18 protein-coding genes are annotated in these 21,054 nt (G+C 72.2%); 11 read left to right on the top strand and 7 right to left on the bottom strand.

Annotated elements, in window-relative coordinates:
- Positions 1-47: 47 nt before the first annotated feature.
- The gene (glp, locus tag ACZ7LV_RS21850; RefSeq protein WP_471941424.1) at positions 48-1,370 is read right to left on the bottom strand and encodes a molybdotransferase-like divisome protein Glp; all 1,323 of its coding nucleotides are present in this window, start codon (positions 1,368-1,370) and stop codon (positions 48-50) included.
- Between the two features lie 4 nt (positions 1,371-1,374).
- Positions 1,375-2,277, bottom strand: a complete 903-nt coding sequence (gene galU, locus ACZ7LV_RS21845) for a UTP--glucose-1-phosphate uridylyltransferase GalU (RefSeq protein WP_401681790.1) — start codon at positions 2,275-2,277, stop codon at positions 1,375-1,377.
- Positions 2,278-2,371: 94 nt separating this feature from the next.
- Here galU and ACZ7LV_RS21840 point away from each other — a divergent pair, with 94 nt between their 5' ends.
- Positions 2,372-2,998: a 5-formyltetrahydrofolate cyclo-ligase gene (locus tag ACZ7LV_RS21840; RefSeq protein ID WP_471941422.1), complete on the top strand. Its 627-nt coding sequence runs from the start codon at positions 2,372-2,374 to the stop codon at positions 2,996-2,998.
- 68 nt (positions 2,999-3,066) lie between these two features.
- Here the strand turns inward: ACZ7LV_RS21840 and ACZ7LV_RS21835 are convergent, their stop codons facing one another.
- A complete protein-coding gene (locus ACZ7LV_RS21835; RefSeq protein WP_471941421.1) occupies positions 3,067-5,847 on the bottom strand; it encodes a penicillin acylase family protein in 2,781 nt (926 codons plus the stop codon).
- Between the two features lie 179 nt (positions 5,848-6,026).
- On the opposite strand from ACZ7LV_RS21835, the gene ACZ7LV_RS21830 reads away from it, so the two are divergent.
- The 6 genes from ACZ7LV_RS21830 to mscL all read left to right on the top strand — a co-directional run bounded on the left by ACZ7LV_RS21830 (position 6,027) and on the right by mscL (position 11,879).
- On the top strand, positions 6,027-7,547 hold the full coding sequence (locus ACZ7LV_RS21830) for a potassium/proton antiporter (protein WP_471941420.1): 1,521 nt from the start codon (positions 6,027-6,029) through the stop codon (positions 7,545-7,547).
- 250 nt (positions 7,548-7,797) lie between these two features.
- Complete coding sequence (locus ACZ7LV_RS21825) at positions 7,798-9,072, top strand: MFS transporter (protein WP_471941418.1); 1,275 nt, start codon at positions 7,798-7,800, stop codon at positions 9,070-9,072.
- A gap of 67 nt (positions 9,073-9,139) precedes the next feature.
- Positions 9,140-9,460 carry an FmdB family zinc ribbon protein gene (locus tag ACZ7LV_RS21820; protein ID WP_471941416.1) on the top strand — a complete coding sequence of 107 codons (321 nt, stop codon included), beginning with the start codon at positions 9,140-9,142 and terminating at the stop codon, positions 9,458-9,460.
- A 106-nt stretch (positions 9,461-9,566) separates the two neighbouring features.
- Complete coding sequence (locus ACZ7LV_RS21815; RefSeq protein WP_471941415.1) at positions 9,567-10,400, top strand: S-methyl-5'-thioadenosine phosphorylase; 834 nt, start codon at positions 9,567-9,569, stop codon at positions 10,398-10,400.
- A gap of 261 nt (positions 10,401-10,661) precedes the next feature.
- Positions 10,662-11,252, top strand: coding sequence for a hypothetical protein (locus ACZ7LV_RS21810; protein WP_471941413.1), 591 nt, complete (start codon positions 10,662-10,664; stop codon positions 11,250-11,252).
- Positions 11,253-11,393: 141 nt separating this feature from the next.
- Positions 11,394-11,879: a large conductance mechanosensitive channel protein MscL gene (gene mscL / locus ACZ7LV_RS21805; RefSeq protein ID WP_471941411.1), complete on the top strand. Its 486-nt coding sequence runs from the start codon at positions 11,394-11,396 to the stop codon at positions 11,877-11,879.
- Between the two features lie 82 nt (positions 11,880-11,961).
- On the opposite strand, the gene ACZ7LV_RS21800 is transcribed toward mscL, so the two are convergent.
- Positions 11,962-12,144 carry a hypothetical protein gene (locus tag ACZ7LV_RS21800; protein WP_471941409.1) on the bottom strand — a complete coding sequence of 61 codons (183 nt, stop codon included), beginning with the start codon at positions 12,142-12,144 and terminating at the stop codon, positions 11,962-11,964.
- Between the two features lie 98 nt (positions 12,145-12,242).
- Between ACZ7LV_RS21800 and ACZ7LV_RS21795 the strand changes: the two genes are divergently transcribed.
- The 4 genes from ACZ7LV_RS21795 (at position 12,243) to ACZ7LV_RS21780 (ending at position 16,926) form a co-directional block, all read left to right on the top strand.
- On the top strand, positions 12,243-13,481 hold the full coding sequence (locus tag ACZ7LV_RS21795; RefSeq protein WP_471941408.1) for a low temperature requirement protein A: 1,239 nt from the start codon (positions 12,243-12,245) through the stop codon (positions 13,479-13,481).
- A gap of 81 nt (positions 13,482-13,562) precedes the next feature.
- Complete coding sequence (locus ACZ7LV_RS21790; RefSeq protein ID WP_471941406.1) at positions 13,563-14,591, top strand: P1 family peptidase; 1,029 nt, start codon at positions 13,563-13,565, stop codon at positions 14,589-14,591.
- Positions 14,592-14,742: 151 nt separating this feature from the next.
- Positions 14,743-15,957: a L,D-transpeptidase gene (locus ACZ7LV_RS21785; protein WP_471941405.1), complete on the top strand. Its 1,215-nt coding sequence runs from the start codon at positions 14,743-14,745 to the stop codon at positions 15,955-15,957.
- Between the two features lie 222 nt (positions 15,958-16,179).
- Positions 16,180-16,926 carry a DUF6227 family protein gene (locus tag ACZ7LV_RS21780; protein WP_471941403.1) on the top strand — a complete coding sequence of 249 codons (747 nt, stop codon included), beginning with the start codon at positions 16,180-16,182 and terminating at the stop codon, positions 16,924-16,926.
- A gap of 55 nt (positions 16,927-16,981) precedes the next feature.
- On the opposite strand, the gene ACZ7LV_RS21775 is transcribed toward ACZ7LV_RS21780, so the two are convergent.
- The 3 genes from ACZ7LV_RS21775 to ACZ7LV_RS21765 form a co-directional block, all read right to left on the bottom strand.
- A complete protein-coding gene (locus ACZ7LV_RS21775; protein ID WP_471941401.1) occupies positions 16,982-19,039 on the bottom strand; it encodes a PTS fructose transporter subunit IIABC in 2,058 nt (685 codons plus the stop codon).
- A gap of 253 nt (positions 19,040-19,292) precedes the next feature.
- Positions 19,293-20,240: a 1-phosphofructokinase gene (gene pfkB / locus ACZ7LV_RS21770; RefSeq protein ID WP_471941399.1), complete on the bottom strand. Its 948-nt coding sequence runs from the start codon at positions 20,238-20,240 to the stop codon at positions 19,293-19,295.
- Positions 20,237-20,998, bottom strand: a complete 762-nt coding sequence (locus tag ACZ7LV_RS21765) for a DeoR/GlpR family DNA-binding transcription regulator (protein ID WP_471941397.1) — start codon at positions 20,996-20,998, stop codon at positions 20,237-20,239. The genes pfkB and ACZ7LV_RS21765 overlap by 4 nt, the downstream gene beginning before the upstream one ends.
- Between the last annotated feature and the right edge of the window lie 56 nt (positions 20,999-21,054).

Raw genomic sequence — 21,054 nt, 5'->3', positions numbered from 1 at the left:
GCGCACGGACCTGTTGTGCGCGACACGGTACCGCCAACCTGGGGCGGTCAGCCGAGCAGGACCACCTCGACCTCGGCGCCCGGCGCCACGGACTCCGTGTCCTCGGGTACGACGATCAGGGCGTCGGCGTGCGCGAGGGCGGCGACCAGGTGGGAGCCGGCGCCGCCGACCGGCGTCACCCGGCCCTCGGCGTAGCTGCCGCGCAGGAACTGCCGGCGCCCCTTCGGCGAGGTGAGGGCCTTGTCGGCCGTCAGGGTCGCCCGGGTCCGCGGGCGGTGCACCTCGGGCAGCCCCATGAGGGTCCGGATCGCGGGACGGACGAACAGTTCGAAGGAGACGTACGACGACACCGGGTTGCCCGGCAGAGCGAGCAGCGGGGTGTGGTCGGGGCCGATGGAGCCGAAGCCCTGGGGCTTGCCGGGCTGCATCGCGAGCTTGCGGAACTCGATGCCGCTGCCGGGTTCGTCCTCGTCGCCGACGTGCGACAGGGCCTCCTTGACGACGTCGTAGGCCCCGACGCTCACGCCGCCGGTGGTGACCATCAGGTCGGCGCGGACGAGCTGGTCCTCGATCGTGGTGCGCAGCGTCTCGACGTCGTCGGCGACGGCGCCCACCCGGTAGGCGATGGCGCCGGCGTCACGGGCGGCCGCGGTGAGGGCGAAGCTGTTGGAGTCGTAGATCTGGCCGTCGCCCAGGCCCTCGCCGGGCGGGACCAGCTCGCTGCCGGTGGAGAGGACGACCACGCGCGGGCGCGGGCGCACGCGCACGGTGCCGCGGCCGATCGCGGCCAGCAGCGCGATCTGCGGCGGGCCGAGGACGGTGCCCGCGTCCAGGGCACGGTCGCCGGCCTTCACGTCGCTGCCCTTCGCGCGCACATGCGCGCGTGCTGCGGCGGGCCGGTGCACACGCACCTGCCCGGAGGCGTCCTCGGGTCCGAGGCCGCGCGCCCTCATGCCGCTGACGGGGCCCTCACCGAGGCCCCCGTCGGTCCACTCCACGGGCACCACCGTCTCCGCGCCGGGCGGCAGCGGGGCGCCGGTCATGATGCGGGCGGCCTGGCCCGGCCCCACGCTCGACAGGTCCGCCTGGCCCGCGGCGACGTCCCCCACGACCTCCAGGACCGCCGGGAACTCCTCGCTCGCGCCCGCGACATCCGCGACCCGTACCGCGTACCCGTCCATGGAGCTGTTGTCGAACGGGGGCAGGGAGACCGGCACCGTGACGTCCTCGACCAGGACGCACCCCTGGGCGTCGAGCAGTTGCAGCTCGATGGGTTCTAGGGGGCGGACGGTCTCGAGGATGTCCTCCAGGTGTTCGTCCACCGACCACAGGTGGTCCTGGCCGGTGGCACGGGGCGCGGCGGTGCTCAAGGGGCTACATCTCCTCGGTGACGTAACTGCGAAGCCAGGTCCGGAAGTCCGGGCCCAGGTCCTCACGTTCGCACGCGAGTCGGACAATGGCACGCAGGTAGTCGCCGCGGTCACCGGTGTCATAGCGGCGGCCCTTGAAGACGACGCCGTGCACCGGGCCGCCCACCTTCTCGTCGGCGGCGAGCTGCTGGAGGGCGTCCGTGATCTGGATCTCACCGCCGCGGCCGGGCTCGGTCTCGCGCAGGACGCCGAAGATACGCGGGTCGAGGACGTAGCGGCCGATGATCGCGTAGTTCGAGGGGGCGTCTGCGGCGTCCGGCTTCTCCACCAGGTCGCTGACCTTCACCACGTCGGCGTCGACGGTGGCCTCGACGGCCGCGCAGCCGTAGAGGTGGATCTGCTCGGGCGCCACCTCCATCAGCGCGATCACGCTGCCGCCGTGCTGCTCCTGGACCTCGATCATGCGCTGCAGGAGGGGGTCGCGCGGGTCGATGAGGTCGTCGCCGAGGAGCACCGCGAAGGGCGCGTCGCCCACGTGGGGGGCCGCGCACAGGACGGCGTGGCCGAGACCCTTGGGGTCGCCCTGGCGGACGTAGTGCATGGTCGCGAGGTCGCTCGACTCCTGGACCTTGGCCAGCCGCGCGGCGTCGCCCTTCTTCCCGAGGGCCGACTCGAGCTCGTAGTTGCGGTCGAAGTGGTCCTCGAGAGGGCGCTTGTTGCGGCCGGTGATCATGAGGACATCGTCGAGACCGGCCGCCACGGCCTCCTCGACCACATACTGGATCGCCGGCTTGTCGACCACCGGCAGCATCTCCTTGGGAGTGGCCTTGGTGGCCGGCAGGAACCGGGTGCCGAGGCCTGCTGCGGGAATGACAGCCTTGCTGATCCGTGGTTGCGCCTGAGTCATGCTCGCCACCATATCCGGTGACTTTGCGGGGAATCCGCCGCTCCGGTCAGTACGCACTCATATGAGCACTTTGTTTACGGAACGGGAGTCACCCATGAGTCACCTCGGACACACGAGCGAGCCTGACAAGCGCACATTGCGCGCAGAGCTCCTCGCGGTGAGGAACAGGTTGACCGCAGGTGACGTGCAGGATGCGGCGGCCGCGCTGGCGCGGAACGCGCGCGAACTGGGGGAGCTGGCGCACGCGCGCACGGTGGCGGCGTACGTGTCCGTGGGCGCCGAACCCGGCACGCTCGCGCTCCTGGACGCGCTGCGCGCGCGGGGCGTGCGCGTCCTGCTTCCGGTGCTGCTGCCCGACAACGACCTCGACTGGGGTGTCTACGCCGGGGAGGACGCCCTGACACGCGTACGCCACGGGAGCAGGATGGCGCTCCTGGAGCCCGCCGGCGAGCGCCTCGGCCCGGACGCGGTGACGGACGCCGACGCGGTGCTGCTGCCGGGACTGGCGGTGGACGCGCGCGGGATGCGGCTGGGGCGCGGCGGCGGGTCCTACGACCGCGTCCTGGCGCGGCTGGAGCGCGCGGGCGGCCGTCCGGCGCTGGTGGTGCTGCTGTACGACGCGGAGGTCCTGGCGCGCGTCCCCGCCGAGCCGCACGACCGGCCCGTGCACGCGGTGGTGACGCCCTCGGGCGTGCGCCGCTTCTCACGCCCCGGAAGCTGAGACACCCCGGACGCCCGAAGGGCCCTCCACGCGCGCGTGGAGGGCCCTTCGACGTCGCCGGCAGGAGGTCAGGGCTTCAGGACGAGGGTGTCGTCCGTGTGCGAGTCGACCGCCTGCTTCGTGAACGACCAGTCCAGCAGCTCGCCCTTGGCCCACTTGCCCGTCTGGTCGGTGTAGTGGGCGTTGTAGGCGTGCCCGGAGGCGCCGCTGAGGTTGATCCACCTCGACTTGTCGAAGTCGTCGAGGTTGACCACCATCCGCATCGACGGCACCCAGACGACGCCGTAGCCGCCCGCGGCGTTCCAGCCGGTCGCGTTGACCGTCGCCTCGCCGCCGCCGAGCTCCCAGGGGCCGCGGTTGAGGGCGTACTGCAGGAAGCCGGGGCCGCTGGTGCCCATGGTCTGGTTCTTCAGGAACAGCCGGTGCAGCCGGCCCCAGCTCCAGCTGTCGATGTCCTTGCCGAGCTTGGCGGTCAGCTCCCAGCGGGCGTCGATCATGGCGCGCTTGAACAGGCCGTCACGGTCGTCGGCGCCGGGGCGGGTGCCCGACTTGGGGGTCGTCCACCACTCGCTGTCCTCGTCGGCCATGAGGGTGCGCACCACCTCGAACCAGCGGTCGCCGCCGTCCGGCTGGGCCTGGTCCGCGTCGCGCTGTCCGCACTCGCGCACCCGCCGGTCGTCGTCCACCGGGCCGGTGGTGTCGACCGGTTCGACCCACAGGCACTGGCCCTGGACGCGCAGCTCCTTGGGCAGCTTGTTGCCGAACGCGAGCTTGAGGACGTTGCGCCAGACCGAGTTGAAGTAGGCGGCGGCCGCCGAGTCGGCGTCCTGGGTGTAGTCCCAGCCCTCCAGGAGCTTCTGGGCGTCACGCACGTCCTTGTTGCCGACGTCGATCTTCAGCAGCTGCGGGACGAGCAGCTTGGCGATCTCGCTGCTGCTGTCCATCTGCATCTGCCGCATGTCCTCGGTGGAGACCTTGCCGCCACCCTTGAGCTTGGACTCGATGAGGTCGGTGATCCGCTGGCTGCGGGTGCCGTAGCCCCAGTCCGTGGTCAGCGTGTACGGGTAGTCCTCGCCGACGACCGCCTGGTTGGCCGTGACGATGTAGCCGCGGTCCGGGTCGTACTCGTGGGGCAGTTCGTCCTGCTCGACGTAGCCGGTCCAGCGGTAGCGCGAGTCCCAGCCGGGCGCCGGGACCCAGCCGTCGTGGCCCTTGGCGCGCGTGGGGATCCTCCCCGGCAGGGTGTAGCCGATGTGGTTCTCGGTGTCGGCGTAGACGAGGTTCTGCGAGGGCACCTCGAACAGGGCCGAGGCGGCGCGGAAGTCGTCCCAGTCGGCGGCCTTGTTCAGAGCGAACAGGGCGTCCATGGTCCTGCCCGGCTCCAGCGCGGTCCAGCGCAGTGAGATGCCGTAGCCGTCGCCGCGGTCGGGGGCCGCGGTGTCGACGGTGGCCTTGCGGCCGACCTTCACGAGCTCGTCGTCGCGGTCGGACAGCAGGGGGCCGCTGTTGGTCTCGCGGACCACGATCTTCTTGGGGGTGCCGCCGGCGACCTGGATGGTCTCCTCGTACGTGGTGAACGGCTTCACCTTGCCGTCGTAGAGGTAGCCGTCCCCGGTGAGCTTCTCCAGGTAGAGGTCGGTGACGTCGGCACCGGAGTTGGTCATGCCCCAGGAGATGTCCTGGTTGTGACCGATTATCACGCCCGGCATGCCCGCGAAGGTGTAGCCGGAGACGTCGTACTGGCACTTGTCGGAGACCGTGCGGCAGTGCAGGCCCATCTGGTACCAGACGGACGGCAGCGACGCCGACAGGTGCGGGTCGTTGGCGAGCAGCGGTTTGCCGGTGATGGTGTGCTCGCCGCCGACGACCCACGAGTTGGAGCCGATGCCGTTGCCGTTGACACCGACGGCCTCGGGCAGGTCCTCCAGTTCGTCGTAGAGGCCCGCGAGCTGGCTCTGCAGCCCCGAGGCGTCCGCGGACGTCCCGGTGTCGCCCGCGGGGACTTCTGACGTGCCGTCCGTGGAGCCGTCGCCCGTGCCCTCCTCGGCGCCGCCGTCCGCGCCGCCGTCGAACGTCCCGGAGACATCGTCGTAGCGGCCCTGCTGGACGACGACCCGGTTCCGGTCGTACGGGTAGCGCGGATACAGGTCCTCGACCTGCTTCGGGCCCAGGCGACTGGTCATCAAGGAGCGGTCGATCTCGTCCTGCATGTTGCCGCGCAGGTCCCAGGCCATCGCCTTCAGCCACGCCACCGAGTCGACCGGGGTCCACTTCCCGGGCTTGTAGTCGTTGCTGAAGCCGAGCGCGGCGTACTCCAGGGAGATGTCCTCGGCGTCCTTGCCCTCCAGGTAGGCGTTGACCCCGGCGGCGTACGCCTGGAGGTACTTCTTGGTGGCGTCGGACAGCTTGGTGTCGTACTCCTTCTGCGCGGTCCGCTGCCAGCCCAGCGTGCGCAGGAACTCGTCGTTGTCGACCTGGCTCTTGCCGAACATCTCCGACAGGCGCCCGGATGTCATGTGCCGGCGGACGTCCATCTCGTAGAAACGGTCCTGGGCCTGGACATAGCCCTGGGCCATGAACAGGTCGTCGTCGGAGGAGGCATAGATCTGCGGGATGCCGTTGCCGTCGCGCTTCACGTCGACGGGCGCGGTCAGGCCCTGCAATGTGATCGAGCCCTTGGTCTGCGGGAAGGAGGCACGCACCGTGCTGATGGACCAGTACGCGCCGTAGGCGACGCCGCCGAGGACGGCCAGCACCAGGACGAGTACGAACAGTCGGGCTTTTCGCCCCTTCTTCCTGCCGGACTTGCCGGGCTGCTGACCCGTTGAGGCGGTGGTGTTGGGGGGCATCGCTGTCCTTGCTGTCCTAACGCGAGCGGCAGGCGGTCCTGGAGTGCTGGAGCAACCATAGGCGCAGGGCCCGGCGGCCCTTGACGCGGAGTGGGGAACCAGCGCGGACCGACGTTCGATCTCGCTCGGGCGAGCGTCAAGGAATCGTCAAGAGTTAGGTAAGGTAACGAAGTACCTGCGTGAGGGGAAGGAACCGGCCGCTGAACATCCACGACCTCAACGAACTCCTGCTCGTCTGCTCGCTCGTCCTGCTCGTCGCCGTGGCCGCGGTCCGGATCTCCTCGCGCAGCGGGCTCCCCAGCCTGCTCGTGTACCTGGGCATCGGCGTGCTCATGGGCCAGGACGGGATCGGCGACATCCACTTCAACAACGCCGCCCTGACCCAGGTCATCGGGTACGCGGCCCTGGTCGTGATCCTGGCCGAGGGCGGTCTCAGCACGAAGTGGAAGGAGATCAAGCCCGCCCTGCCCGCCGCCACCGCACTGGCGCTGGTCGGCGTCGCGGCGAGCGTCGGGGTCACCGCGGTGGCCGCGCACCACCTGGTCGGACTGGACTGGCGGCAGGCGCTCATCATCGGGGCGGTGGTCTCCTCCACCGACGCGGCGGCGGTCTTCTCGGTACTGCGCAAGATCCCGCTGCCCCCGCGGGTGACCGGCACGCTGGAGGCCGAGTCCGGCTTCAACGACGCCCCCGTGGTCATCCTGGTCGTCTCGTTCTCCACGGCCGGACCGTTCGAGCACTGGTACGTGCTGGTCGGCAAGATACTGCTGGAACTCGCCATCGGCGCCGCCATCGGCCTCGCGGTGGGCTGGCTGGGCTCCTGGGGGCTGCGGCACGTGGCCCTGCCCGCCTCCGGCCTGTACCCGATCGCCGTGATGGCGATCGCGGTCGCCGCCTACGCGGCCGGCGCCCTGGCGCACGGCAGCGGCTTCCTCGCCGTCTACCTCGCCTCGATGGTGATGGGTAACGCCCGCCTGCCGCACTGGCCGGCCACGCGCGGGTTCGCCGAAGGCCTCGGCTGGATCGCCCAGATCGGCATGTTCGTCCTGCTCGGCCTGCTGGTCACCCCGCACGAGCTCGGCGACGACATCCTGCCCGCCCTCGTCATCGGGCTGGTGCTCACCATGGTGGCGCGCCCCTTGAGCGTCGTCCTGTGCCTCGTGCCGTTCCGGGTGCCATGGCCGGAACAGGCGCTCATGTCCTGGGCCGGACTGCGCGGCGCCGTGCCCATCATCCTGGCCACCATCCCCATGGTGAACGGCGTCGACGGCAGCCGTCGCATCTTCAACATCGTGTTCGTACTGGTCGTGGTCTACACCCTGATCCAGGGGCCGACACTGCCCTGGCTGGCGCGCGCCCTGCGCCTGCGCGAGGGCGCGGAGGCCGCCGCCGACCTGGGCATCGAGTCCGCGCCCCTGGAACAGCTGCGCGGGCACCTGCTCTCCGTCAGCATCCCGCGCGGGTCGAAGATGCACGGCGTCGAGATCAACGAGCTGCGGCTCCCGGCCGGGGCCGCGGTCACCCTCGTCGTCCGGGAGGGCACGTCGTTCGTGCCACTGCCGACCACCGTGCTGCGCCGGGGCGACGAACTGCTGGTGGTGGCCACCGACCCGGTCCGGGACGCGGCCGAGCGGCGGCTGCGCGCGGTCGGGCGCGGGGGCAAGCTGGCCGGCTGGCTGGGAACGAACGGGGCAAGCTGATCGCAGGTCGACGGGCCGATGGTGCTCGCTTTCACAGGCGCACCAGCCGTCCACCCCTGTACGATGCAGGTGTCACCCAGATCGAACCAACTCTGCCTGACGCAGAGCTGGCGCGACCGTATGGCGGCCGGAAACGCTCCTCGACGCAGTGCGCGCCGGTATCTACCGCAGTCAGCGCAAGAGGACAGCTCTCGGCACCCCGGCCCCCCACGAGAGGGTCGCGCTACCAGGCGGCAGAAAGGCAAGGGCCGTGGCGTCCACGGTCACCTCGTCGAAGTCCTCCCGCCCCGGCTACGGGCAACTGCTGCGCACCCGCGGCGCCTGGACGTTCCTGCTCCCCGGCTTCGCGGCACGCCAGCCGTTCGCGATGCTGACGATCTCCATCGTGCTGCTGGTGCAGCACACCACCGGCTCGTACGGCGCGGCAGGCGCCGCCGCGGCGGTCACCGGCGTCTCCTTGGCTCTGTTCGCGCCCTGGACCGGGCGCCTGGCCGACCGTTTCGGACAGCGCGCGGTGCTGCTCCCGGGCGTGCTCGTGCACGCCCTGGCGGGCCTCACCCTGACGGCGCTCGCCCTCGCGGACGCCCCCCTGTGGGCGCTGTTCGCGGCGGCCGTCCCCACCGGCGCCTCGGTCCCGCAGATCGGCCCCATGGTGCGCGCCCGCTGGGGCGTGAAGCTCCAGGGCTCCCCCCTGATGACCACCGCCGCGGCCTTCGAGTCCGTCACGGACGAGCTGACCTTCGTGGTGGGCCCGCTGCTGGCCACCGCCCTGTGCACCGCCGTCGACCCGGCGGCCGGCCTGGTGACGGAAGCCGCCCTGACCCTCGTGGGCGGCCTGCTGTTCGCCGCGCAGAGGAGCACCCAGCCGACGGTCGGCGCCGAGGGGCACGCGCGCGTGGAGCACGCCTCGGCGCTACGCGTCCCCGGGGTACGGGTGCTGGCCGTGGCGTTCCTCGGTATCGGCTCCGTCTTCGGCGGCATGCAGGTGTCGCTGGCCGCGTTCACCGAGTCGATCGGCCGACCCGGCCTGAACGGCGTCCTGTACGGGACCTTCGCGGCGGGCAACATGCTCGCCGGCATCGTGTGCGGCGCCATCGCCTGGCGGACGGCCCCGCAGCGCCGCCTGGTCGTCGGCTACGGCGCGCTCGCGCTGGCCGCCGCCGGCCTGTGGGCGGCACAGTCCGTGCCGCTGCTCGCCGCGCTCGGCCTGCTCGTCGGCATGTGCATCGCGCCCGCCCTGATCACCGGCTACACCCTGGTCGAGAACCTGGTCCCGGCAGGGGCCCGCACCGAGGCCTTCACCTGGCTGACGGGCGCGGTGGCGCTCGGTCAGGCGGCCGCCGTCACGGTCGCCGGACAGCTGGAGGACCGCTTCTGGGGCGGCGCCGGATTCCTGGTCCCGCTCGGGGGCACGGCGCTCGCGCTGGTGACCTTGATCGCGCTCCGGTCGCGGCTGGACGCCCGGCCCCGGAGCCGTACCGTCGCACGTGGCGTCGGTCACCGCGCGCCGGTGACAGTGGACTGATCCCGAGGAATACGTCACTATGGACCGTCGTTAGCACTCATCGAGTGAGAGTGCCAGGAGGAAGACAGTGCCGACCTACCAGTACCAGTGCACCGAGTGCGGCGAGGGCCTCGAGGCGGTGCAGAAGTTCACCGACGACGCCCTGACCGAGTGCCCCAACTGCCAGGGACGCCTGAAGAAGGTGTTCTCTGCGGTCGGCATCGTCTTCAAGGGCTCCGGCTTCTACCGCAACGACAGCCGCGGCTCCTCGTCGAGCAGCGCGCCGGCGTCGACGGGGTCGTCCTCGGCGTCCTCCTCCACGGCGTCCTCGTCGTCCACGTCGTCTTCCTCGTCCTCGGACTCGAAGGCGTCGAGCACCGGAAGCTCGTCCAGCACCACCGCCGCTTGAGGCGCGCACACGCTCACGGGACCCCACCGCCGTACGGCCGGTGGGGTTTCCGGTCTTTCCGGCACCACCTCCTGCCGCCGCGCCCACGGCGGCTACTGTGCTGGTCATGGCGAACGCAGAGATCGGTGTAATCGGCGGCTCAGGCTTCTACTCGTTCCTCGACGACGTGACCGAGCTCCAGGTGGACACGCCGTACGGGGTCCCCAGCGACTCCCTCTTCCTCGGCGAGATCGCCGGCCGGCGGGTCGCGTTCCTGCCCCGGCACGGCCGAAGCCACCATCTTCCGCCCCACCGGATCAACTACCGGGCCAACCTCTGGGCCCTGCGGTCGGTGGGCGTGCGCCAGGTACTCGGTCCCTGCGCGGTGGGCGGGCTGCGCCCCGAGTACGGGCCCGGCACGCTGCTCGTCCCCGACCAGCTCGTCGATCGCACCAAGTCCCGGACGTCGACGTACTTCGACGGGCTGCCGCTGCCCGACGGCACCGTGCCGAACGTGGTGCACGTGTCCCTGGCCGACCCCTACTGCCCCGCCGGGCGCTCGGCCGCCCTGAAGGCCGCGCGCGGGCGGGACTGGGAGCCGGTGGACGGCGGTGCGCTCGTCGTGATCGAGGGGCCCCGGTTCTCCACCCGCGCCGAATCGCTGTGGCACCAGGCGCAGGGCTGGTCGGTGGTGGGCATGACGGGCCATCCCGAGGCGGCGCTCGCCCGTGAGCTGGAGCTCTGCTACACCTCGATGAACCTGGTCACCGACCTCGACGCGGGCGCCGAGACCGGGGAGGGCGTCTCGCACGACGAGGTGCTGCGGGTGTTCGCGGCCAACGTCGACCGGCTGCGCGGGGTGCTCTTCGACGCCGTGGCGGCGCTGCCCGCGAACGACGAGCGGGACTGTCTGTGCGTGAACGCGCTGGGTGGGATGGATCCGGGGTTCCCGCTGCCGTAGGGGTGAGCGGGGTCGGTGCGGTCCCGTCCGGGGCGGTCCCGTCCGGGGCGGTCCAGTCCGGTGCGGTCCCGTCCGGGGCGGGGCGGGCCGCGTGAAACTGGACAGGGCGGGCCGCGTGAACTGGACGGGGCGGGCCGCGGAACTTCCCGTTCGGGTGGCGGAGTTTTCCACAACGCGTCGGTCGTGCACGGGCCGGAGCGGGTGGCGACGCGAAGCCTCATCGTGGCGACAACCGATCTGTCGTCACAGGTGGTGGTCCCCGTGTCCTTTGCCCCGTCCTCCGAGCCGGCCCCCGCACAGCCCTCCGCGTTTCCCCCCGGTCCGTTTCCTCCTCGCCCGCTCGGCACGGACGCACCCCCGACCTGCGAGGTACCGCTCTTCGCACCCGTTCGCGTGCGCGGCGGGCGGTATCGCCTGCGCCGGTTCGTACGGCAGCGGCGAAGGGCCCTCGCCTTCGGGCTCACGCTCGTCGCGGCCGCCCTCGTGGCCGCCGGCCCCCGGGCCCCGGGCGGCGCGGGGCAGGACGACCGGGCCCGCGGACACCCGGCGACGGAGCGGGCACCGGAACGCCGGTCCACCGAGCGGGTGTCCGCGCCGGTGCGGATCGCCGACGCGGCGACGGCGGCGCTGCTCCACCCCGGCGACCGCATCGACGTGGTCGCCGCGGAGGAGGCGGCGCCGGGCGGCGCGGCCGAGGTGGTCGCGCGCGGCGCGCTGGTGACCGAGGTGCCCGATCCGCTGGACGGCGACGCCGTCGGCGGGGCGCTGGTCGTCCTGTCGGTGCCGCGCGCCGTCGCGACGCGGCTGGCGGGCGCGAGCGCCACCTCCCGGCTGGCGCTGACGCTGTGCTGAACGACGCCTTGCGCGCGGTGCGCGAATCGCTGTCGAGTCCCTCCTCGCGGCGCCCGGACTGGACAGGGCCGCCCGGCCCTGCCGTAGGTTGCGGAACTGTTTGTTCCACAAGCAGTCCATGTGATGAGGAGAGACCACGAGGTGAGCGAGCAGAAGGATCCGGGCGTCTGGCAGGGCTTCAAGGCCTTCCTGATGCGCGGCAACGTCGTCGACCTGGCGGTCGCGGTGGTCATCGGCGCCGCCTTCACCAACATCGTCAACGCGGTGGTGAAAGGCGTCATCAACCCGCTGGTCGGAGCGATCGGCACCAAGAACCTCGACAGCTACAGCTCCTGCCTCAAGGGACCGTGCGAGATGGCGGCGGACGGATCCGTCACCAGCGGGGTCATGATCCTGTGGGGCACCGTCCTCGGGGCGGCGCTGAGCTTCGTGATCACGGCGGCGGTGGTCTACTTCCTGATGGTGCTGCCGATGGCGAAGTACCTGGCCCGGCAGGAGGCGCGCAGGAAGGCGCGGGAGGGCACGCACGAGATCATCGAGGTGTCCGAGCTGGAGGTGCTCAAGGAGATCCGCGACACGCTGGTGGCGCAGGCCGCGCAGCGCGGCCCGGGGCACACCGAGCGGTAGCGGGGGCACAACGAGCGGTGGCGGGGGCACTCCGAGCGGTGGTGGGGGCGGTCCGCCGCGCCGCCGGGGTCCCGCGGGCGGCTCAGAGGTGGTGGGGCGGCTTCTCGTCCAGGAACCGCCTGAGGTCCTCGGCCGCCTCGCCCCCGCCGCGCGGCCGGTCGCCCCACCCGCGATCCGTGTCGTCCGAGGACTGCTCGTCCAGTGGATCGTCGAAGATCAGCGCGGCCTTGGGCGCACGGGGCTCGGGGGCGGGGGAGGTACTCATGCCTCCAGAGTACGGGGCGGTGGACGAGGGACACCGGGGCGCCTGGTTCATCCCGCTTCGCGGAGATTTTCGGGCCGGTATCTGCTGTCCTTGGATTCATGACGTCCAGTCCGACTCCGTCGCCCGCCTCGTCCGGCGCGCCGGCCCCTCGGAGGCCGCTGCGCCGGCTGATCGCCCGCGGTCGCGACGAGGCGCATCGCGTCGCCACTCCGCTGGAGCTCTTCTTCGACCTGTGTTTCGTCGTCGCGGTGGCGCAGGCCGGAATGGAGTTGGTGCACTCCGTCGCCGAGGGGCACGCCGGCGAAGGCATCATGAACTACGCGATGGTGTTCTTCGCCATCTGGTGGGCCTGGATGAACTTCACCTGGTTCGCCTCGGCCTACGACAACGACGACGCGCTGTACCGCGCGGTCACCCTCGTGCAGATCGCGGGTGTCCTGCTGCTCGCCGCGGGCATCCCGCGGGCCTTCGACAGCCACGACTTCTCCCTGGTCTGGCTCGGCTACGTCGTGATGCGGGTGGCCATGTCCGCCCAGTGGCTGCGGGCCGCGAGATCCGCCCGGGGCGCGGAGCGCACCACGGCGCTGCGGTACGCCGGTGGTGTGCTGCTCTGCCAGATCGGCTGGCTGGGCCTCGCCCTCCTGCCGAACACCTACCTGCCCCGGCTGTATCTGGTGATGGTGATCATCGAGCTGTGCGTGCCGCTCTACGCGGAGCGCTCCCAGCCGACCACCTGGCATCCGCACCACATCGCCGAGCGGTACGGGCTGTTCACGATCATCGTGCTCGGCGAGTCGATCGCCGCGGCCACGATCGCCGTGAAGACGGGCTCGGACGAGAGCGGCATGCTGGGCGAGCTGCTGCCGATCGCGGCGGGCGGACTGCTGATCGTGTTCTCCGCCTGGTGGATCTACTTCGTGGCGCCGGTCCACGGGCGGCTGCGGTCCAACCGGCAGTCCTTCGTCTGGGGCTACGGCCACTACCTGATCTTCGCCTCGGCGGCCGCGATCGGCGCGGGCCTGGAGGTGGCGGTCGAGCAGGCCATCGGCAAGGCGCACATCTCCACGCTGTCCGCCTCGGCCGCGGTGACCCTGCCGACCGCGCTGTTCCTGCTCACGGTCTGGGCTCTGCACGCGGGCCACTTCAAGGTGGGCATCGCCCAACAACTCGTGCTGCCGACGACCGCGTTGCTGGTGATCTTCTGCTCCTTCCTGGGCGACTGGGCGGTCCTGGCCGCCGGGGTCGTGGCGGCGCTGTCCGTGGCGGTCGGGGAGATCCTGTCGGCCCACCGGGCCGCCCGGACGCGCGAGGCGCGGACGGGCACGCCGGCCGCCTGACCTGTCCGGCGACGGGCGCCGGGAGAGGCCCGCCGACGGGCGCCCGGGGAAAGGCCCGCCGGGGGCAGGAGACTGGTCCCCATGACAGTTGATGCTCTGACGGACGTGACCGGCCTGCGGGTGGGCCATGCGACGCGCACCGGCGACGGCTGGCTCACCGGCACCACCGTCGTCCTCGCCCCCGAGGGCGGGGCCACCGCCGCGGTGGACGTGCGCGGCGGCGGCCCCGGCACCAAGGAGACCGACGCGCTCGATCCGCGCAACGTGGTGCAGAGGGTCGAGGCGGTCGTCCTGACCGGCGGCAGCGCCTACGGGCTCGACTCGGCGTCCGGGGTGATGGCCTGGCTGGAGGAGCGGGGGCGCGGCGTGCGCGTCGGTCCGCGACCGGCGCACGTCGTACCGGTGGTGCCCGCGGCGTGCGTGTTCGACCTGGGGCGGGGCGGTGACTTCCGGGCCAGGCCGGACGCCGCCCTGGGGCGGGCGGCCGTCGAGGCGGCCGCGGCGAGCGGGATCGGCGCGCCGGTGCCGGAGGGCTCCGTGGGCGCGGGTACGGGTGCCGTGGCCGGGGTGATGAAGGGCGGGGTCGGCAGCGCGAGCGTCGTCCTCGACTCGGGGATCACGGTGGCCGCGCTGGTGGTGGCCAACGCGGCCGGTTCGGTGACGGATCCGGAGACGGGGGTGCTGTACGGGGAGTTGTTCCAGGGGCGGGTGACGTACCCGCCGGAGCGGGTGCACGAGGCGGCCCGCGCACGGCTCGCCGAGAGCGCCGCGCACAACGCGCCGCCCCCGCTCAACACCACCCTCGCGGTCGTCGCCACGGACGCGGACCTGTCGAAGGCGCAGGCGCAGAAGCTGGCGGGGACGGCGCACGACGGCATCGCGCGCGCGGTGCGGCCGGTGCACCTGCTGCACGACGGCGACACCGTCTTCGCGCTGGCGACCGGGGCGCGGCGGCTGGAGGCCGGACAACCGCTGGCGCTGAACGAGATCCTGGCGGCGGGCGCGGACATGGTGACCCGCGCGATCGTGCGGGCGGTGCGGGCGGCCGGGCCGGTGGAGACACGGGGCGGGAGCTGGCCGTCCTACTCGCAGCTGTACGGGAGCAGTTGAGCGGTCCGCGCGGCCGGTCGCGCTGGGATTGTCCCGGTTCTGTCACGTGATGGCGCTTCTTCAGGGTGGAGGGAACCCGACAGGCCCCCGGTCCCCTCTTTCTCCACGCATCGGAGCGGATCACCCACTTCACACGAACCTGGAGCAACTCGTGACAACGCGGGACACAGCAACGCGGCGCACGTTGGTGGCCAGCGCCTCCCTGGTGGTCGGCGCGCTCGCGCTCACCGCCTGCACGGGCAGCGCCAAGGCCGACAACAACGGCAAGGGGGACGGCGGGGCGAAGAACCCGGCGGCACGGATCGTCATCTCGGCGAAGGACGGTTCGACCGGCGCGTCCATCAACGCGACCGGCGTGAAGGTCAGCGGGGGCAAGCTGACCGAGGTGCGGATGACCGTGGCCGACAGCGACCAGGCCGTGCCGGGGACTCTCTCCGCGGACGGGGGCAGCTGGAAGCCGAAGGAGCAACTGGAGCGGGGCACGAAGTACGAGATAGCCGCCACCGCCAAGGGCGCGGACGGCAGGTCGGTCGCCGCCGACTCCACGTTCACGACGGTGACGCCGGAGGCCAGCTTCATCGGGACGTACACCCCGGACGACGGCACGACGGTCGGCGTCGGGATGCCGGTGTCGTTCCGCTTCGACAAGGCGATCAGCGACAAGAAGGCCGTGCAGTCCCACATCACGGTCACGTCGAGCAGTGGGCAGAAGGTGGTCGGCCACTGGTTCGGGGAGCAGCGGCTCGACTTCCGGCCGCAGGAGTACTGGAAGGCCGGCTCCAAGGTGACGATGAAGATCGACCTGGACGGGGTGGAAGGCGCCAACGGCGTCCACGGGGTGCAGAAGAAGACGGTCACCTTCACGATCGGCCGCTCCCAGGTCTCGACGGTGGACGCGGCGACGCAGACGATGACGGTGGTGCGCGACGGCCGGACGCTGCGGACGATCCCGATCTCGGCGGGCAGCCCCGAGTTCACCACGTACAACGGGCAGATGGTGATCTCCGAGAAGCTGGCGGAGACCCGGATGGACAGCCGTACGGTCGACCTCGCCGACGCCTACGACATACCGGACGTGCCGCACGCGATGCGGCTGACCACGTCCGGCACGTTCATCCACGGCAACTACTGGTACAAGCCGTCCGACCCGCCCTTCGGCCGCTACGGCTCCAGCCACGGCTGCGTCGGGCTCCAGGACGTGCAGGGCGGGCAGGGCGACACCCCGGCCAAGTGGTTCTACGACAACTCCGCCCTCGGAGACGTCGTGATCGTGAAGAACTCCGCCGATTCCACCGTGGCGCCGGACAACGGCCTCAACGGCTGGAACATGCCGTGGAGCGAGTGGACCGCCGGGAGCGCCGGCTGAGGACGGCGGTACGCCGGGGAACGCAGCGGGGCGCCGGGGGCCGGAACCGTACGACGGCCGTTTCACCAGCGGATTTTGACGGGATGTCGGGTCGCGTGGGAACTTCTCGCGCGACCCGGCCGTTTTTCCGACGTACGTTTTCTCGGTTCCCGGACATGATGTCCGACCGAGGGGCTACGGTATGCACCCACAAGGTGACATGCAGCAACGCCGGGAGAAACCTTGAGCGTTCCGTACGAGACGGCAGCGTACGAACCACCCGACTCGCCCGAGTCTCCGGAGGAGCACCTCGCGCGACTGCTCGGACGCGCTCTGAACTCGTTCGAGCTGCCCGACGAGACGATCGGGCGGCTGGACAGCGCGCTGGCGCACGACAGTTCGCTGCACTCCGCGCACCACAGCGCCGGACTGCACCAGGAGACGTACCGGCACACCTGGCTGCTGGCCGACGGCTCGGCGCTCACCCTGTGGGAGCTCGTCCACAACACCGCGCCGGGCGGCACCCCACAGCACGAGGTGTACGTCGACGCGGAGGAGCTGCACGCCGCGGGCGCCCGGCTCCCGCTGCCCACGGAGGCGCCGGACTTCGAGCTGCCGGTGCCGGTGGACCTGTCGTCGATCCCCACGCCACGGCACGCGTACGTGCCGGACGACTCGGCGGATCACGCCCGCCGGCTGCTGCGCCGCGCGGAGAACCCGGACCGGCCGGGCGCCGAGGCGGCCGAGCTGCTCGCCACGGCGTGCGCCCACCAGATCACGCAGGCCTTCGGGCGGCCCTGCCGGGCGGGACGCGCCGGTCTCGGCTTCTCGCTGTACGAGCACGCGTTCCTGCTGTGCGACGGGCAGGAGGTCTCCCTGTGGGAGGTCGAGCACACGGCGACGCCCGACGGCCGGCACATGTGCGAGGTGTACACGACGGAGGACGCGGCCCGGGAGGCCATGGAGCGCAGGGCCGCCCAGCTGTCCTGAAGGGCGGCCCGCCCCCCTTACGTTCCCCCTCATGTCCCCCCGGCGAGTCCCCTGGTCAGGCCGCCGCCACCGGCTGCTTGGCCTCGGCGGGTATCGCCACCGGCTCGGTGTCCCGGGTGCCGGAAGCCGGCCCCCGTAGCCCCTTGAGCAGGATGACCAGGCCCGCCGTGACCGCCGTACCGGCGGCGATGGCCAGCAGGTACAGCAGCGGCTTGCCGATCAGGAAGGTGACCCAGATGCCGCCGTGCGGGGCGCGCAGGGTCGAGCCGAACGACATCGCCAGGGCGCCGGTGACCGCGCCGCCCGCCATGGCGGAGGGGATGACGCGCAGCGGGTCGGCGGCCGCGAACGGGATCGCGCCCTCCGAGATGAAGGAGGCGCCGAGCACCCAGGCGGCCTTTCCGTTCTCGCGTTCGGCGTCGGTGAACAGCTTCCTGCGGACGGTGGTGGCCAGGGCCAGGCCCAGCGGCGGGACCATGCCCGCCGCCATCACCGCGGCCATGATCTTCATCGCGGAGTCGCTGGGGGCCGCGACGGAGATGCCTGCCGTCGCGAAGGTATAGGCGACCTTGTTCACCGGGCCGCCGAGGTCGAAGCACATCATCAGGCCGAGCAGCACGCCGAGGAGGACGGCGTTGGCGCCGGACAGGCCGTTCAGCCAGTCGGTGAGGGCCTTCTGGGCCTCCGCGATGGGCTTGCCGATGACCACGAACATCAGGAACCCGACGACCGCCGAGGAGAGCAGCGGGATCACCACCACGGGCATGATGCCGCGCAGCGGTGCCGGGATGCTGACGCGCTGGATGGCGAGGACCACCCCACCGGCGATGAGTCCGGCGACCAGGCCACCGAGGAAGCCCGCGCCGATCGTCACGGAGATGGCGCCGCCGACGAAGCCGGGCACGAGTCCGGGGCGGTCGGCCATGCCGTAGGCGATGTAGCCGGCGAGGACCGGGACGAGGAAGCCGAAGGCCGCGCCGCCGATCTGGAACAGCAGGGCGCCCCAACTGTCCATCTGGCTCCAGTCGAAGTGCTCGGTGACGGACCGGGCCTCGTTGATCTGGTAGCCGCCGATGGCGAACCCGAGGGCGATGAGCAGACCGCCCGCGGCGACGAACGGGACCATGTAACTCACGCCGGACATCAGCCACTTGCGGAGCTTGGTGCCGTAGCCCTCGCCGGGTTCACCGGCGCGCTCGACGGGGGTGCCGCCGGGCCTGGCGGCAGCGGTGACCTCGCCGCGCTCCGCCTTGCCTCGCACCTCGGCGATCAGCTCGGCGGCGCGGTTGATGCCCGCCTTCACCCCGACGTCGACGGTGGGCTTTCCGGCGAAGCGGTCCTTCTCACGTACCGGCAGGTCGTGCGCGAAGATCACGCCGTCCGCTGCGGCGATCACCGCCGGGTCCAGCCGGGTGAAGCCGGCCGAGCCCTGTGTCTCGACGACGACCTCGACTCCCGCCGCGTGGCCGGCGTTCTCCAGCGACTCGGCGGCCATGTAGGTGTGGGCGATACCGGTGGGGCAGGAGGTGACGGCGACGATACGGAACGGACGCTGTCCGGCCGGACCACCGGGGCCTTCGCCCGTGCCGTGGCCGGTGTCGGTGGGGGTCGCTGCTACGGCGTCCTCGGAGAATGCCTCGGCGTCCGTGCCGGGCGTCGCGGCCGCCGGTGTCTCGTCGCCGCGGATCAGCGCCGCCGCGGCCGCCGGGTCACCGGCCGCCCGCAGCGCGTCCGTGAACTCGGCGTTCATCAACTGGCGGGCGAGCGAGGACAGGATCGTGAGGTGGGCGTCGTCGGCACCGGCGGGCGCGGCGATCAGGAAGACCAGGTCGGCGGGGCCGTCAGCGGCACCGAAGTCGATCCCGGCCGCACTGCGTCCGAAGGCGAGCGTCGGCTCGGTGACGTGCTCGCTGCGGCAGTGCGGGATGCCGATGCCGCCGTCGAGGCCGGTCGGCATCTGCGCCTCACGGGCGGCCACGTCGGCGAGGAACCCGTCCAGGTCGGTCACCCGGCCCAGGGCCACCATGCGCTCGGCGAGGGCACGTGCCGCCGCTTCCTTGGTGTCGGCGGACAGGTCGAGATCGACCAGGTCCGCGGTGATCATGTCGCTCATCGCGGGCTCCTTCGCACGCGTATCGCCCGGGAGATGCGGTGGGCGGGGGTGGGGACCGGGAGGGGGAGGAGACGGGTAAGGGAAAGGGGGGTGGTCAGGCGGACGGGGCCGGGGAGGGCGCGCAGCGCGGGTGCGGAGATCGCCGCGAGCCGCGCGGGGGCGGCGGCCGCGACGGATGGCGGGGAGGCCCGGCGCGCGCCGGGTGGTACGGCGGGTGGTGCCGCGGGCGTCGGGCCGGGCGGCGTACGGGCGTTCATGACACCGGCTCCCGCAGCTCGCGGTCGACCGGTACGTCCGAGGTGACGGTGACCGCGGCCGGGTCCAGGTCCCCCGGCGTCGGCATCACGCTGCCGGGCAGTTGTACGGCGGCCGCGCCGTGCGCGAGGGCGGAGGCGAGGCCCTCCGGGCCGCTGCCGCCGGCGATCAGGAAGCCCGCGAGCGAGGCGTCGCCGGCGCCCACGTTGGAGCGCACGACGTCCACGCGGGCGCTGCCGAACCAGACGCCGGCGTCGTCCACCAGGAGCTGACCGTCGGCGCCGAGGCTCGCCAGCACGGCGCGCGCGCCCCGTGCGCGCAGCTCCTCGGCCGCCTTCACCGCGTCACCCACCGTCGCCAGCGGCCGGCCGACGGCCTGCGCGAGCTCCTCGGCGTTCGGCTTCACGACGTCGGGCCGCTCCCGCAGCGCCTCCAGCAGGGCGGGCCCCGAGGTGTCCAGCGCGATCCGGGCGCCCCCGGCGTGCGCACGGGCGACCAGCTCGGCGTACCAGGAGGGCGCGAGCCCGCGTGGCAGGCTCCCGCAGCAGGCGATCCAGTCGGCGTCCCGGGCCTGGGCGCGCACCGTCGCGAAGAGCAGTTCCCGCTCCGGCCCGGACAGTTCGGGGCCAGGTGCGTTGATCTTGGTGAGGACGCCGTCCGCCTCCGCGAGAGCGATGTTCGAGCGGGTGGCGCCCGCGACCGGGACCGGTGCGACCTCGATGCCCTGCGCGTCCAGCAGCTCGGCGACCACCGCGCCCGGCGCGCCACCCAGCGGCAACACCGCCACCGTGCGCCGGCCTGCCGCCGCGACGGCGCGCGAGACATTGACGCCCTTGCCGCCGGGGTCCATGCGCTCGACGGACGCGCGGATGACCTCGCCGCGCTCCAGCGCCGGGACCTCGTAGGTGCGGTCGAGGGACGGGTTGGGGGTGACGGTGAGGATCATGCGCGCACCACCTCCGTACCGCCGCCTTCGATGGCGGTGGCGTCCTCGGGGCTCAGCTCGGCGTCCGTGATCAGCAGGTCCACGTCCGCCAGGTCGCCGAAGCGCGCGAAGTGTTCCTGGCCGTGCTTGGAGGAGTCGGCGAGCAGCACCACGCGGCGGGCGGCGGCGAGGGCCGCGCGCTTGACGGCGGCCTCGGCGAGGTCGGGGGTGGTCAGGCCGTGTTCGGCGGAGAAGCCGTTGGCCGCGACGAACGAGACGTCGGCCCGGATCTCGCCGTAGGCCCGCAGCGCCCAGGCGTCCACGGCGGCACGGGTACGGTGCCGGACCCGTCCGCCGACGAGGTGGAGCTGGATGCCGGGGTGGTCGGCGAGACGGGCCGCGATCGGCAGGCTGTGCGTGACGACGGTGAGCGAGGTCTCCAGCGGGATGGCGGCGGCGAGTCGGGCCACCGTCGTGCCGGCGTCGAGGATCACCGTGCCCTCGGCGGGCAGTTCGGCGAGGGCCGCCCTGGCGATGCGGTCCTTCTCGTCGGCGGCCGTGGACTCGCGCTCGGCGAGGTCCGGCTCGAAGTCGAGACGGCCGACGGGGATGGCGCCGCCGTGCACCCGGCGGACGAGGCCGGCGCGGTCGAGGGCCTTCAGATCGCGGCGGATCGTCTCCGCCGTGACCTGGAACTCCTCGGCGAGCGACACGACGTCCACCCGGCCGCCGTCGCGGGCCAGCCGGAGGATCTCCTGCTGCCGCTCCGGTGCGTACATGCCCGTTCGCCTCCGACCTATGCCCGAACGTGTGGTTTCGGGGCTGAGGCTACGCC

It is taken from the genome of Streptomyces sp. NPDC107562, assembly GCF_055657325.1.
The sequence above is the reverse complement of the archived record's forward strand: the minus strand, read 5'-3'. Positions and strand labels throughout refer to the sequence as shown.

Coding starts and splice junctions, on each gene's coding strand:
- ACZ7LV_RS21765 (WP_471941397.1), bottom strand. CDS start 20,998: ATGTACGCACCGGAGCGGCAGCAGGAGATCCTCCGGCTGGCCCGCGAC.
- ACZ7LV_RS21775 (WP_471941401.1), bottom strand. CDS start 19,039: ATGAGCGACATGATCACCGCGGACCTGGTCGATCTCGACCTGTCCGCC.
- ACZ7LV_RS21800 (WP_471941409.1), bottom strand. CDS start 12,144: ATGAGTACCTCCCCCGCCCCCGAGCCCCGTGCGCCCAAGGCCGCGCTG.
- ACZ7LV_RS21815 (WP_471941415.1), top strand. CDS start 9,567: ATGGCGAACGCAGAGATCGGTGTAATCGGCGGCTCAGGCTTCTACTCG.
- galU (WP_401681790.1), bottom strand. CDS start 2,277: ATGACTCAGGCGCAACCACGGATCAGCAAGGCTGTCATTCCCGCAGCA.
- ACZ7LV_RS21795 (WP_471941408.1), top strand. CDS start 12,243: ATGACGTCCAGTCCGACTCCGTCGCCCGCCTCGTCCGGCGCGCCGGCC.
- ACZ7LV_RS21835 (WP_471941421.1), bottom strand. CDS start 5,847: ATGCCCCCCAACACCACCGCCTCAACGGGTCAGCAGCCCGGCAAGTCC.
- ACZ7LV_RS21840 (WP_471941422.1), top strand. CDS start 2,372: ATGAGTCACCTCGGACACACGAGCGAGCCTGACAAGCGCACATTGCGC.
- ACZ7LV_RS21790 (WP_471941406.1), top strand. CDS start 13,563: ATGACAGTTGATGCTCTGACGGACGTGACCGGCCTGCGGGTGGGCCAT.
- pfkB (WP_471941399.1), bottom strand. CDS start 20,240: ATGATCCTCACCGTCACCCCCAACCCGTCCCTCGACCGCACCTACGAG.